The organism is Sphingomonas sp. ERG5 (assembly GCF_000803065.1).
GTDB lineage: Bacteria > Pseudomonadota > Alphaproteobacteria > Sphingomonadales > Sphingomonadaceae > Sphingomonas.
The window spans coordinates 57,542-71,145 of record NZ_JSXI01000063.1; the positions used below are offsets into that span (position 1 = coordinate 57,542).

A 13,604-nucleotide genomic window follows, 5' to 3' on the forward strand; every position below is an offset into this window, starting at 1 on the left:
AATGGTGCGTTAGCGAGGGCAGGAACGTTCGCAGTTGCAACATGGACGCGCAGCTCACCTCATTAACGGGGAGTGTGACAAACCAGCCACAGCGGCGGCACGCTTGCCCGAGGGAGTCATGCTCTCCTATAGCGAGGCATGGCCGATGATCTGTTCGCTTCCTCCACTCCCGCCGGGTCCGATTACAACGCTTCGTCGATCGAGGTTCTTGAAGGGCTCGAACCCGTTCGCCGCCGCCCCGGCATGTATATCGGCGGCACCGACGAACGTGCGCTGCACCATCTTGCCGCCGAAGTGCTCGACAATGCGATGGACGAGGCAGTCGCCGGCCATGCGACGCGGATCGAGATCACGCTGGAACCGGGCAACCGGCTGACCATCGTCGATAACGGTCGCGGCATGCCGGTCGATCCGCATCCCAAATTCCCCGACAAATCGGCGCTCGAGGTGATCCTCTCCATGCTCCATTCGGGCGGCAAGTTCGACGGCAAGGCCTATGCGACCTCGGGCGGCCTGCACGGCGTCGGCGTCAGCGTGGTCAACGCGCTGTCGTCCGACACCACGGTCGAAGTCGCCCGCAACAAGACGGTGTACCGTCAGCGCTTCTCGCGCGGCGTGACGCTCGGTCCGCTCGAAGCACTCGGCCCCACGCCCAATCGGCGCGGCACGTCGGTCAGCTTCGTGCCGGATGAAGAGATTTTCGGGCCGGAGATGCATTTCAAGCCGGCACGCCTGCACAAGCTCGCCCGGTCCAAGGCCTATCTCTTTGCCGGGGTCGAGATCCGCTGGAAATGCGCGCCCGAGCTCATCACCGACGACACGCCGCCCGAGGCGGTGTTCCAGTTCCCCGGCGGTCTCGCCGACCATCTGCGCGAACAGGTTGGCGCGCGTGAATGCGCCACGGCGGACTTCTTCGTCGGCACGCAGGATTTCCCCAATGAGCAGGGGCGCGTCGAATGGGCGGTCGCCTGGCCGTTATGGAGCGACGGATCGTATAGCTGGTATTGCAACACCATCCCGACCCCCGACGGCGGGACGCATGAAGCCGGCCTGCGCGCGGCCCTGGTGCGCGGCATTCGCGGCTTTGGCGAGCTGGTCGGGCAGAAAAAGGCCAAGGACATCACCGCCGACGATGTGATGGTCGGCTGTGAGCTGATGCTGTCGGTGTTCATCCGCGAACCGCAATTCCAGAGCCAGACCAAGGACCGGCTGACCTCGCCCGAGGCGGCGTTCCTGGTCGAGAAAGCGGTGCGCGACCATTTCGACCATTATCTCAGCCGCAACATGGAACGCGGCAAGGCGCTGCTCGGCTATGTGCTCGAGCGGATGGACGACCGGCTGCGCCGCAAGGCGGAGCGCGAGGTCAAGCGCAAGACCGCGACGTCCGCGCGCAAGCTGCGCCTGCCGGGCAAGCTGACCGATTGCTCGTCGGACGATCCCAAGGGCACCGAACTGTTCATCGTCGAAGGTGATTCGGCCGGCGGTTCGGCCAAGCAGGCGCGCGATCGCAAGACCCAGGCGATCCTGCCGATTCGCGGCAAGATCCTCAACGTCGCTTCCGCCACCTCGGCCAAGATCGGCGCCAACCAGGAAATCGCCGACCTGATCCAGGCGCTGGGCTGCGGGACGCGCAAGGACTGTATCCCCGACAATCTGCGCTACGAACGCATCGTCATCATGACCGACGCAGACGTCGATGGCGCGCATATCGCCACGCTATTGATGACCTTCTTCTTCCAGGAAATGCCTGAGCTGGTGCGGCGCGGGCACCTCTACCTTGCGCAGCCGCCGCTTTATCGCCTGACCGCCGGCACCAAGTCGCTCTACGCGATGGACGATGCGCACCGCGCCGAGATCGAGGCCGGCGCGTTCAAGAACAAGAAGGTCGATGTCGCGCGCTTCAAAGGCCTTGGTGAGATGAACCCGATGCAGCTGCGCGAAACGACGATGGACCCGAAGACACGCTCGATGCTGCGTATCACCTTGCCGCAGGAATATGAGGAGCGCGCGGTGGTCAAGGATCTGGTCGACCGGCTGATGGGCAACAACCCGGCGCACCGCTTCGCCTTCATCCAGGAAAATGCCGCACGGATCGAGGAAGACGCGATCGACGCGTAAGGCGTCCCCCCTGGCAAGGCAGGCTATTCCCCGCGCATTCGCCGTTGATGGTAGCGCATCCGCACAAGCATGCCCGCCAGCATGTGCAGCACGCCGAGGATGATGAAGACCAGCGGCAGGATCGCCGGCAGCGTCGGCATCGACAGATGGCGGAACAGCGCCAGGCCCAGGCCGGCCAGCGTCAGGATCACGCCCATATACCGAATCGGCCGCGCAATGCCGCGCAGCTCCCCGCGATAAATCGCGCGTCCCTCAGGCGTGCTCAGGTCGGGCAATGGGATCATTTGTTCTTCCACTCGTCGCGTAACAGCCCCCAGATGAAGCTGTCGCGCACGCCGATATGCGTTTCCCATTCGCCGCGCAGATGCCCCTCGCGGGTGAAGCCCAATCGTTCCAGCACGCCATTCGACGCGACATTGTCGGGGTCGGTGTCGGCAAAGACCCGGCGATGGCCTTCCTCAAGGAACAGCAGATTGAGCAGCCGCGTCACCGCCTCATGCGCATAGCCCTGACCCCAGGCGCTGCGCACCAGCATATAGCCGATCTCCGACACGCCCTCGCGGCGCTTGCCCGCGGCGAGCGTGCCGATCGCGCGATCATCGCCCTTCACCGTGATCGCCCAGCCGCGCCAGTCGCCACCCTCAAGCATCGGCCGCAGATAGTCGCGCGTTTCCTCGACGCTCATATGCGGCGCGCTCGACCAGTATCGCATCAGATCGGTGTCGCGATACGCCTCGTATAGCGCCTCGGCATCCTCGATGCGCTGCGGGCGCATCGCCAACCGCTTGCTTTCGAACGCGTCACTCACGCGGTGAGCGCCTCCACCAGCGCCTTGACCTTCTTCTGCCGCCATTGCGGCAGTGGCGCGACCAGCCAATAGCCGAGCCGATACGGCTTGGGTTCGCCGATCGCCACCACGCGCCCCGCCGCGATATCGGCGGCGGCAAGCAGTTCGGGCACCGTCGCGCGGCCCAGCCCTTGTGCGGCGGCGTCAAGCGCAAGGCCCGCGTCACCGACCCGCACCAGGGATGTCTCGGGATCGTTGACGCAACCCGGCCAGGAGATGCGCGTATCGATGCCGCCGCCCGGCCGCTCGATCGTGATCATGCCCTCGGACTCGATCGCCTCGCCCTCATGCTCACCCGGGCCATCGCCCCAGCGGATTGCGAGGTCGAGATTGGCCTCGGTGAAATCGACATCCTCGTCCGCCGAAACGAGCACGAAGCGCAACTCGCCATCGCTGCGCGCAATCTCGGCGAGGCGCGGCATCAGCCATTTCTCGGTCAGGTCTCGCGGCGCTGCGATGGTCAGCGACTTGGAGGTCTGCCCGGCCTGCATGGCACGCACGGCTTCCTCGAACTGCAGGAAGCCATGACGCAACGCCGACAGCCCCGCCTCGCCCTCGGGCGTGAGCTCCAGGCCCTTGGTGGTGCGGCGGAACAGCACGACGCCCAGCGTATCCTCGAGCGCGCGAATCTGCTGCCCGACGGCGGCGGGCGTGACGGCGAGTTCATCGGCCGCGCGCGTGAAGGACAGATGCCGTGCCGCAGCGTCGAGCACGCGCAAGCCGTTGAGGGGAAGATGCGTCCGCTTCATGCCCCGACCGCCGGCGCGAGCAGCGCGAATTTGGGAATGTCGACGTCGAACCCCGACCCATCTTCGCCGATCATGTGATAACTGCCCTGCATCGAGCCGGTCGGCGTCGCCAGCGGGCAGCCCGAGACATAGTCGAAACTGGCGCCCGGCGCGATCAGCGGCTGTTCACCGACCACGCCCTCGCCCTCGACCGAATGGCGCGCGCCGCGCCCGTCGGTGATGACCCAGTGGCGCGTGAGCAGCTGCACCGCCTGTTCGCCCTCATTCTCGATGCGGATATGATAGGCCCAGAACCAGCGGCCGCGCTGCGGTTCGGACTGTTCGGGCAAATAGCTGACCGATACCCGCACGACGACGCCACGCGTCTCCGCAACATTGGGGAACAGTGCTTTCATGCCCGACAGGCCGGTCATAGGCCGACCGCCGTCAGCGCCTGGTCGAGATCGTCGATCACATCCTGTGGGTCTTCCAGACCGACATTGAGGCGCAGCAGATTCTCGGTCACGCCCATCTCGATCCTCTTATCCTCGGCCACGCCCGAATGCGTGGTGGACGACGGGTGCGTCATCAGCGACCGGGAATCGCCGATATTGTTCGAAATGTCGATCAGCGCGAGCGCATCGAGCAGGCCATGCGCCTGCTTGCGTCCGCCCTCGACCTCAAAGGCGAAGATCGGGCCGCAGGCATCCATCTGACTCATCGCCAGATTATGCTGTGGATGGCTCGGCAAGCCGGGATGCAGGACTCGCGGTACGCGCTTCTCGATGAACGCACCGACCTTCATGGCATTTTCGCTCTGGCGATGAATGCGCAGGTCGAGCGTCTCAAGGCCTTTCAGCACCACCCAGGCATTGAAGGCGCTGAGCGTCGGCCCGGTATTGCGCGTGAAGGGCAGCAGCGTGTTGTTGATGAAATCCTCAGTCCCGCACACCGCGCCGGCGAGCACGCGGCCCTGCCCGTCCATCATCTTGGTCGCGCTATAGGCCGTCACGTCGGCGCCGAATTCGAGCGGGCGCTGCAATGCCGGGGTCGCGAACGCATTGTCGACCACGCTGACGATGCCATGCTTGCGCGCAATGTCGCACACGGCTTTCAGATCGACCACGTCCATCGTCGGATTGGCCGGGGTTTCGAAGAAGAAGACCTTGGTATTGGGCTTCACCGCATCGGCGAATTGCTGCGGGTCGCGCGCATCGACGATCGTCACGTCGATACCGAATTTGGGCAGCAGCGTATCGGTCAGCCAGCGGCATGATCCGAACGCGGCACGGCCCGCGACCAGATGGTCGCCGGTCTGCAACTGGCACAACAGGACCGCGGTCATCGCCGCCATGCCCGTCGCCATCGACCGACATGCCTCGGCGCCCTCAAGCAGCGCAATGCGATGTTCGAGCATCTCGACCGTCGGATTCTGCAATCGCGAATAGGTCATGCCGACCTGCTCGCCGGCGAACCGCGCCGCGGCATCGGCCGCGCAGTCATAGGCATAGCCCGAGGTCAGGAAGAGCGCTTCCGACGTCTCGCCGAATTCGGAGCGGGCGGTGCCGCCACGAATGGCCTGAGTCGCGGGGCGCCAGGAGCGGGTGATGTCGCGGTTCTGTCCGGTACGGCGTTTCATGGCGCCGCTTTGCCGGGTGGGATCGCCCCACGTCAATGCCCTGCGTCAATGCCTCCCTTGAAAGCGGGCGACGAAGAAGGGATAGCGGCAGGTGATGCAGACCCCCCCCGCCCCGCCTCGCCCGATTCTGATCGCGAGCGGAATCGGTGCCGCGGCGCAGTTCCTCTTCGCGCTCAACCTGACCCGTCCCAGCACTGTGGTGTTCGACGAGACGCATTATGTCCCGGCGGCGCGCGTGCTGATGAAGCTCGCTTATCCGACCAACACCGAACATCCGCTGCTCGGCAAGGCGCTGATCGCGACCGGCATGACGCTGTTCGGCGACAATGCGCTGGGCTGGCGGATCATGTCGACGATCGCGGCGACCGCGGTGGTGATCGGCGTGTTCGCGATCCTGTGGATGCTGTTTCAACGCACGCGGACCGCGGTGTTCGGCGCGCTGTTCGTGATCCTTAACTTCACCGTCTTCATCCAGGCGCGGATCGGGATGCTCGACGGGTTCATGGCGGCATTCGTCATCCTCGCGATCGTCGCACTGCTGCGCGCGATGCGCAGCCCGCCCGGCAAGGTGATGCGCCGCTGGATATTGGGCAGCATGCTGCTTGGCCTTGCCGTCGCGACCAAATGGGCAGCGGCGCCGTTCGTCGCCTATGCCGCGATCGCCTTCCTGGTCATGCGCCGGCGCGATGCCGCGGCCTGGCCGGGGCTGCGCCCGATCCCCGCCCTGCTGATCCTTGGCGGCGTCAGCATCGCGACCTATTTCCTGACCTTCGCGCCGGCATTTTTCTATGCCGAGGAGCCTATGACGCTCGGTCGGCTGATCCCGTTCCAGCTGCACATGTACGCGCAACAGACTCAGGCCCTGCCCTCGCACCCCTATCAGTCGAGCTGGTGGAGCTGGCCGCTGATGATCCGCCCGATCTGGTATCTCTATGAAAAGGTCGATGGCGCAGTGCGCGGCATATTGCTGCTCGGCAATCCGGCGATCATGTGGGGCGGGCTGGTTGCGGTCGCGGCCTGCCTGGTCATCGGCATACGCGAACGGTCGATCAAATTTTTCGGCGTCGCGGCCTTATGGCTCGGCGCGTATCTGATCTGGGCGATCATCCCGAAATCACTGGGGTTCTTCTATTATTACTACCTGCCGAGCATCTTCCTGTGCATCGCGCTCGCCGCACTGATCGACCATCGGCACGGCAAGTGGCGGCACTGGGGGCTGTCCTGGGACTGGGCCTATCTCGCGCTGGTCACGCTGCTGTTCGTGATGTTCTACCCAATCATCTCGGCCGCCGCGCTGCCCAACGATCAGGCGTTCCTGCACTGGATGTGGCTGTCGAGCTGGCCCTGAGGCGAGCCTTAATATCGCCCCCAGGTGAAACGCGACGACAATGCGTAATTCCACACCGCGCTGACCAGGATTCCGGCCAGCGCCGAAAAGGCCCAGGTATCCGCCCGCGCATCGTACAGGAACGCGGCCACGCCGACATTGGCGACCGCGCCGACCGAGCAGACGACGCAGAAGCTGATCCAGCCGTCGAACAATTCCTTCGCTCCCTTCAAGCGGCTGTCGCGATAGGTCAGCGCGTTATTGAGGAAGAAGTTGAAGGTCATCGCCGCCACCGTGGCGGCGATCGTCGCGCCGATGAAGCTCGTGCCCAGTTCCTTGAACAGCAATCCGAGAACCAGGAAATGCACCCCGGCGCCAAGCGCACCGATGCCGGAGAACATCGCAAACCGCACCGGAATGACTCGCCCGAACATCCGATCATAGATCGCGATCAGATATTCCATCGCCACGACATAATCGAGCTTGCTCTCTCCCTCGGTCCGCACGCGGAAGGTGTAGGGGAGTTCCAGAAACTTCAGCGCCCTGGTGCTTCCCGTCATCAGGTCGAGCAGAATCTTGAAGCCGATCGCATTGAGGTGCGGTGCAAGATCGCGCACGATCTGCGTGCGGATCATGAAGAAGCCGCTCATCGGATCGCTCAGATCGGCTTTCAGCACTTGCCGTGAGAGCTTGGTCGCAAAGGCCGATTTAGCCACCCGGTCACGATCCCAGTCACCTGTGCCGCCGCCATCGACGAAACGTGACCCGATCACCACGTCGAGCGTCTCATCCTTCTGCAACGCGTCGAGCATCTGCGGCAGGATCGTTTCGTCATGCTGCAGGTCGCCGTCGATCACCGCGACCACCGGGGCAGCGGTCGCGCACATGCCCTCGATACAGGCCGAAGACAGGCCGCGCCGGCCGATGCGCTGAATCACCCGCACGCGCCGGTCGGACCGGGCGATCTCGCGCGCTGCCTGCGCCGTACCGTCGGGACTGTTGTCGTCGACGAACACTGCCTCCCAGATACGGCCCTGCAACGCGGCATCCAGCTTGGCGATCAACAAGGGGACATTGCCGACCTCATTGAACGTCGGAATGACCACCGCGAGCTCGAGCAGACCCGTCATGCCAATTCGGCCACCACCGCATCACCCATAGCCCGGGTCGACAGCGTACCGCCCAGGTCGCTGGTCCGCGCGCCCTTGGCCAGCGCGGCGCCGACTGCCGCCTCGATGCGATCGGCGGCCTCGGCCAGGCCAAGCGAGTGGCGCAGCATCATCGCCGCCGACAGGATCGTCGCGCACGGATTGGCCTTGCCCTGCCCGGCAATGTCGGGCGCGCTGCCATGGATCGGCTCATACAGCCCCTTGCCCGCGCTATCGAGCGAGGCGGAGGGCAGCATGCCGATCGATCCGGCGCACATGCTGGCCTGGTCGGACAGGATGTCACCGAACAGATTGCCGGTGACGATCACGTCGAACTGACCGGGATTGCGCACCAGCTGCATGGCGCAATTGTCGACATACATATGGCTGAGCGCGACGTCGGGATAATCGGCCGACACCTCGATCATCACATCGCGCCACAATTGCGAGGTTTCCAGCACATTGGCCTTGTCGACCGAGCAGAGCTTGCCGCTGCGCTTCGCCGCAGTCTGGAAACCGACATGGGCGATGCGAGCGACCTCACTCTCGTCATAGCTCATGATATCATAGCCTTCGCGCTTGCCCGAAGACGTCGTGCGCATGCCCTTCTCGCCGAAATAAACATCGCCGTTGAGCTCGCGCACGATCACCATGTCGATCGCCGCCGCGACCTCGGGCCGAAGCGCGGACGCATCTTCAAGGCCCGGAAAAAGCTTGGCGGGGCGCAAATTGGCGAACAAGGCGAGCTCTTTGCGCAGGCCAAGGATCGCCTGTTCGGGCCGCAGCGCGCGCTCCAGCGCGTCGCACGACGGATCCCCGACCGCACCGAACAGGATCGCATCGGCGCGCTTCGCCAGCGCCAGCGTTTCAGGCGGCAAAGGATGGCCGGTCGCATGATAGGCGGCGCCACCGACCAGCGCCTCTTCGAAGCTCAGATCGAGCGCCAGCGCGTCAAGCACGCGGCGCGCTTCGGCAACGACTTCGGGACCAATTCCGTCACCGGGCAGCAAGGCAATGAGCATAGGTTCTTCCGCTGGTTCGCGTCGCGGCAATGCCCGCCCTCCGTCGCTCACGCAACCGCCCTTTTGAGCCTTTCCACCAGCCGCCCCCGCGCGGCGAGCGTATCGGCGCGACGATCGGTCAGGATGTCCGCTTCCAATGCTTCGCCGGTAATGCTCAGCGCCGCCAGGATATCGCCCCAGCTCGCCTCGCCGCCGCTGCGCAAAATGACCGGCAGGTCGTCGAGTTCGAGGCCGTAGCCAAGCTCGGCCAGCAGCAGCAACTCATAGCGCGCCAGGGCCAGTGCCCAGCCGCGCGCGGCGGGCGCCGCTTCGATCGCACCGATCACCCCGTCAAGTGCCGTATGCAGACGTGGATAGGGTTGCGCCTCGGGCAGCGCGGTTGCGGTCAGCACCGTCACCCATTCGAGCGCCGCCGCAGGCAACGGCTCGGCATAAAGCGGGGCACGACTATGGATCAGCTCGACCGTCAGTCCGGCGAGTTGATCCTCGGTCCGTGCACGCCATTCGCCGAGCACTAAGTTTGCCGGTTGCAGGATCGGGCGAATCCGCCGCGACTTGCCGCCGCGCACATAACCGGGCTGCAGGCCGTGCTCCATGGTCAGCGCGCGCACGATCGCGCCGTGCTCACCATGCTGGCGAACGGCGAGGATCAGGGCTTCGGCACGGAGATGCATGCGGGCGGTGTAGCCGGGGATGCCTGCGACTTCACCCCTTCCCTTTCAGGGGTATTGCGGAAGCGATCGCCTGATGCCGACACAATACACCCAATGGGCATGTTATCGCGCCGGGGTGCCGATGTGCATGCCGAGGGCCGCTTCTATTTCGCGCCGATAATAGAGTTTCCCGCCCTTAACGATGGTCTCGACCTTGCGTATGTCCGAAATATCGCGCGTGGGATCGCCATCGACCAAAATCATGTCGGCGCGCTTGCCGACAGCGATAATCCCGCGATCCTTGTCGATCCCCAAAATCTCTGCCGGCGTGAGGGTCGCAAGTCGTAATATCTCGGCTGGCGGAATCCCTGCCTGAGTATATAATTCCAGCTCGCGGTGAAGCGTGTAGCCGGCAAGAAAATCCGTCCCCGGCATGATTCTCACCCCGGCGCGATGCATCGCGCCGAGCAGGGCCAGCATTGCCGGCATCGCCCCGTGATAGACGGCTTCCTGCCCTTTGGGCGCTTCATAGACTCCGCCAACCAGACCCCGGCGGATTTGCGACGGGAATCGATCCGCCACGCCACGCAACCCTGGAGGTACATCGTCCGGCCTCCCCGCCAGGCGGGTTTCCAGCAACGCCATCGTCGGGTCCAGAACTGTCCCATGACGCTTGAAAAAGGCAATGAGATCCTTCGCTTTTTCGGTCTCGGGGCCATTCTCCGCCGCATGTAGGGCCACTTCGATGAACCGGTTCTTCAATAGCGTCGTTTCCTGAACGCGCGGATAAAGGAAATCGAGCTCGACATAGTTGAAATGCTGGATCTCGTCCGCCCCGGCTTCGACAAACTGGCGCGCCGACATGAAGGCCGGGACATGACCACTCAGCCGCATGCCAAGCTGATGAGCACGCGCGGCGATCGGCCGGATCCATTCCGGCTTCATCGACATATAGGTCTTGATCTGGACATAACCGTGGGCCGCATACCAATCGACCCATTTGAGCGCCTCATCCAGCGACCTGACACGAGTCGGCAGCGGGGCGGCATATGGTCCTTCGCGGTCGATGAAACCCGCTTTGATCACGGTGGGGCCAACCTCCGTACCGTTTTCGAAACGGGCGACGCGTTTGAGGAACAAATCGACGTCATTGCCGATATCGCGCGCACTGGTCACGCCGTTGGCGATGTCCAGCAACCCGTCGACACCGTCGAAATGCGCATGCACGTCCCACATGCCGGGCATCAAAAAATGGCCCCGGGCATCCATCCGCCCAGCAGCGGCATCGACCGGGAAGCTGCCGTCCGGCCCGACCCTCTCGATCCGGCCATCGCGGACAAATACGCTCATCTTTTCCTCGGTCCGCAGAGTCCGCGGATCGAACAGCTTCGCATTATGGATCAGCAAAGGCCCCTTGGGGTCATGGGTCAGTTCTCGCGCCATGCGCGCGTACCAGGCTTCATTATCCTCATCCTGCCCGCGCAGCAGTGCTGACGCGTCCGCACCATGTCCCGCGGCGATCGTGGTCAGGAAAGGACTGGCCAATCCAACCATAGCACCCGCATGGTCGAGCCAGACGGGCAACGGCATGAAGCGCAGCCCACCGATACGATATTGTTTCCATTCGACCGTGCGCCCACCAACCCTGACATGGATGCTGCGCCCTTCCTCCAGCCGAGCCCGGCCGCTGGGAAGAAGCGCCAGTTCACGACCTGGAGTCTTGAGCAAGGCCCGGACCAGTACGCCATAATATTCGGGAACCGGATTGGCCGGCATATAGAATGCGGGAGCCGAAAGGTCGCGGCGATCACGCCCCGCGCCGCTCGACCAGGTTGCGAAGCGGCCATCCCAGCTGAACTTTTCGTCGATCCGGGCACGCATATAGTCATGCCCCATCGCGCTATATTCTACCGGCATGCCGTCCGGGCCGAGCACCCAGCGCGCCGTGATGTCTTCGCCATGGTCGCGATCGGCGTAACGGTAGTGCGCCGCAATCGAATTGTCCGGCCCGTCCGAAACCGCCTGCTCGCCGGCAACGTGATCCTGCGCAAGCACCAGATCGGAGCGTTCCGCAGCGATCGCAGGCAAGCCAATCAGGCTCATCGCGAAACAAAGGATCAACGTGTTGCGCATGCCCAACGCTCCTCCCGATCGCAGCGCCGATAATTGCCACAGGATGCGCGCGGCTCGATATTACGCCCGTCGCAGCTTCTTCGCCAGATTGCCCAGCCCCAGTTTCTGCGTCGCTTTCTTGCCCAGTGCGGTGGCGCGGTCGAAGGTACCCAGCGCGATAATGGTCAACCGATTGGCCAGGCTAGCGCGGAGCAGCAGCAAATCGAGGCACGCCACACCGCCGGTGGCGAACTGGCGTTTGTGCTGCCCCTCGCCCTCGGTGAAGTCGAAGCGCTTCAAATTACCCTCGGCATAAAGATCGCGCATCGCCTCCATATGCAGCACGCTACCTGGCGACAGATCGTTAAAGGCCGGATCATGACCGACATATTCGTACCGCACCGTGCCGTTGGCGATCGGGCAATAGAGATACGCCGCCGGTTCCCCGGCGATATAGAGCAGCCAGCCCCGCGCCGCATCGGCGGCGGCCATCGAGTACATGTGACGCAGAAATGCTGCATCCTCGGGCAGGCCCGATCCGAGCAGCTTTTCCTGATAGGTACGCATCGAGATCCGTCGCGCGACTTCATGAAACACGCTCATATCGTCCGGCGTACGAAAACGCCGCACGTCAAGCACGCCGCCGGAACCGGTCGCGACTTTCTTCGCCTTGCGCTTCATGCCGCTGCGCGCATTCGCCGACATGGTGCCGAGCCAGCCGTCATAGCCGATCGTCAGATCGGCATAATAGCGCGTATAGCGTTGCCGAACGAAGGCGATCATGCCGCTATCGGCCAGCATCATCGCGTCGTGGCTGGCCTCGGGCAACGAGGTGATCTGATAGCCATGCGCGTCGCGGTCGAGCGGCGGCAAGGCGGGAAGCCTCTCCTCCAGCACATCGTCGAGAGCCATCGGCACACGCACCATCCGGCGCTGGATCGACGCCAGCGTCCGTGCGCCGATCTGGAAACGCAGCGGCAACGGTACGGCGGTCACGCGGCGCGCTCCTCGATCATGTTGGACCAGAGCTGTTCGGCGCGGCGCCAGCTGGTGCGCAGCGAATTGGGCCCGAGCGGCGCATCGGCATGATCGAGCGCAAGCATGGGCCGATCCCCGAAATGGACCGTTGGCAAATCGTCGCGACGCGCGTCGAGCATCGTGCACAGTACATCGAAACGGCGGACATGGATCGCATTAGGCCGCGTTCCCTCGCGGTTGGCGAGTTCGAAGCTATGGCTGACGATCGTCAGCGCGGCATGGTTTTCGGCCATGGCATGGTCGAGCGCCGCGACCATCTCGCCGGCGGACAGCGCACAAATCTGGAAATTGCGCAAGGCGCCCGGACGGTCCTCGATCAAGGTGACCGGCACCTCGATCAGCCCCTCACGCACGACCGGCGCGATCTGGCGTACCGGCAGCCCGATCGCACTCGGCCAGGGATGCTCGGCGCCATTATGGCTGCTGTCATAGGCAAAGCCGAGGCTCGCCAGCGCCCTCAGCGTATCGTCATTCGCGCTGTAGCTGCCCGCCCGAAACGCAATCGGATGCGGCGCGCCGGCCGCAATCAGCAATTCGGTGGCGCCGGAAATCAGGTCGCGCTGCTGGGCCTGGGGAAAATCGATCAGCTCGAACCGGCCATGAGTCTTGCCGCCATCCCCCGCCGCCGCGCCGGTCCAGTTGGGATGGAGATGAAGCTGCACTTCCTGCCCGGCATCGATCACCGCACCGACGATCCGCTTCATCGGTTCGAGGCCGAACAGCAGGGCGGGCAGTGGATCGACGAAGAAACACGCTTTCAGATCATGCCGGGCGAGCCGGGCGAGCTGATAGGCAAGACCGACCCCCGCCGGCTCGAGCGAGCGGGCGAAAATCGTCTCGACATCAAGCGACGCCGCGTGATGCCGCCAGGCGAGCTCGGTATCGACGGTGAGGAAGACACTGGTCATGCAACCGATTGCTAACGCGGCGTGGTGAAGATTCTCCCAACGCCGGCCACATGACGGCTCGTCA

At 64.1% G+C, this 13,604-nt stretch carries 13 protein-coding genes; 2 read left to right on the forward strand and 11 right to left on the reverse strand.

Features of this window, described 5'->3' with window-relative positions; all coding sequences use genetic code 11:
• The first annotated feature begins 138 nt into the window (after nucleotides 1–138).
• The gene (gene parE / locus OO12_RS19950) at nucleotides 139–2,118 is read left to right on the forward strand and encodes a DNA topoisomerase IV subunit B (RefSeq protein ID WP_034160491.1); all 1,980 of its coding nucleotides are present in this window, start codon (nucleotides 139–141) and stop codon (nucleotides 2,116–2,118) included.
• Nucleotides 2,119–2,141: 23 nt separating this feature from the next.
• On the opposite strand, the gene OO12_RS19955 is transcribed toward parE, so the two are convergent.
• Genes OO12_RS19955 through OO12_RS19975 form a run of 5 tightly spaced genes read right to left on the reverse strand, consistent with a single transcriptional unit; the run spans nucleotide 2,142 to nucleotide 5,332 of the window.
• The gene (locus OO12_RS19955) at nucleotides 2,142–2,402 is read right to left on the reverse strand and encodes a hypothetical protein (protein WP_034160492.1); all 261 of its coding nucleotides are present in this window, start codon (nucleotides 2,400–2,402) and stop codon (nucleotides 2,142–2,144) included.
• Nucleotides 2,399–2,926 (reverse strand): GNAT family N-acetyltransferase, encoded by a 528-nt coding sequence (locus tag OO12_RS19960; RefSeq protein WP_034160493.1) that lies wholly within the window; start codon nucleotides 2,924–2,926, stop codon nucleotides 2,399–2,401. The genes OO12_RS19955 and OO12_RS19960 overlap by 4 nt, the downstream gene beginning before the upstream one ends.
• Nucleotides 2,923–3,714 (reverse strand): LysR family transcriptional regulator, encoded by a 792-nt coding sequence (locus OO12_RS19965; protein ID WP_034160494.1) that lies wholly within the window; start codon nucleotides 3,712–3,714, stop codon nucleotides 2,923–2,925. The genes OO12_RS19960 and OO12_RS19965 overlap by 4 nt, the downstream gene beginning before the upstream one ends.
• On the reverse strand, nucleotides 3,711–4,109 hold the full coding sequence (apaG, locus tag OO12_RS19970; protein ID WP_034160658.1) for a Co2+/Mg2+ efflux protein ApaG: 399 nt from the start codon (nucleotides 4,107–4,109) through the stop codon (nucleotides 3,711–3,713). The genes OO12_RS19965 and apaG overlap by 4 nt, the downstream gene beginning before the upstream one ends.
• Nucleotides 4,110–4,123: 14 nt before the next feature.
• A complete protein-coding gene (locus tag OO12_RS19975) occupies nucleotides 4,124–5,332 on the reverse strand; it encodes a trans-sulfuration enzyme family protein (protein ID WP_034160495.1) in 1,209 nt (402 codons plus the stop codon).
• A 94-nt stretch (nucleotides 5,333–5,426) separates the two neighbouring features.
• Between OO12_RS19975 and OO12_RS19980 the strand changes: the two genes are divergently transcribed.
• A complete protein-coding gene (locus tag OO12_RS19980) occupies nucleotides 5,427–6,680 on the forward strand; it encodes a glycosyltransferase family 39 protein (protein WP_034160496.1) in 1,254 nt (417 codons plus the stop codon).
• Between the two features lie 8 nt (nucleotides 6,681–6,688).
• On the opposite strand, the gene OO12_RS19985 is transcribed toward OO12_RS19980, so the two are convergent.
• The 6 genes from OO12_RS19985 to OO12_RS20010 all read right to left on the reverse strand — a co-directional run bounded on the left by OO12_RS19985 (nucleotide 6,689) and on the right by OO12_RS20010 (nucleotide 13,540).
• On the reverse strand, nucleotides 6,689–7,789 hold the full coding sequence (locus OO12_RS19985) for a glycosyltransferase family 2 protein (protein ID WP_034160497.1): 1,101 nt from the start codon (nucleotides 7,787–7,789) through the stop codon (nucleotides 6,689–6,691).
• Complete coding sequence (gene leuB, locus OO12_RS19990) at nucleotides 7,786–8,829, reverse strand: 3-isopropylmalate dehydrogenase (protein WP_034160498.1); 1,044 nt, start codon at nucleotides 8,827–8,829, stop codon at nucleotides 7,786–7,788. The genes OO12_RS19985 and leuB overlap by 4 nt, the downstream gene beginning before the upstream one ends.
• A 47-nt stretch (nucleotides 8,830–8,876) precedes the next feature.
• On the reverse strand, nucleotides 8,877–9,503 hold the full coding sequence (gene recO / locus OO12_RS19995; protein ID WP_034160499.1) for a DNA repair protein RecO: 627 nt from the start codon (nucleotides 9,501–9,503) through the stop codon (nucleotides 8,877–8,879).
• A gap of 102 nt (nucleotides 9,504–9,605) precedes the next feature.
• Nucleotides 9,606–11,615, reverse strand: coding sequence for an amidohydrolase family protein (locus OO12_RS20000; RefSeq protein WP_052216092.1), 2,010 nt, complete (start codon nucleotides 11,613–11,615; stop codon nucleotides 9,606–9,608).
• A 60-nt stretch (nucleotides 11,616–11,675) separates the two neighbouring features.
• Nucleotides 11,676–12,590 carry a GNAT family N-acetyltransferase gene (locus OO12_RS20005; protein ID WP_235364906.1) on the reverse strand — a complete coding sequence of 305 codons (915 nt, stop codon included), beginning with the start codon at nucleotides 12,588–12,590 and terminating at the stop codon, nucleotides 11,676–11,678.
• A complete protein-coding gene (locus tag OO12_RS20010; RefSeq protein ID WP_034160500.1) occupies nucleotides 12,587–13,540 on the reverse strand; it encodes a polysaccharide deacetylase in 954 nt (317 codons plus the stop codon). Before OO12_RS20010 ends, OO12_RS20005 begins: the two co-directional genes overlap by 4 nt.
• Nucleotides 13,541–13,604 lie beyond the last annotated feature (64 nt).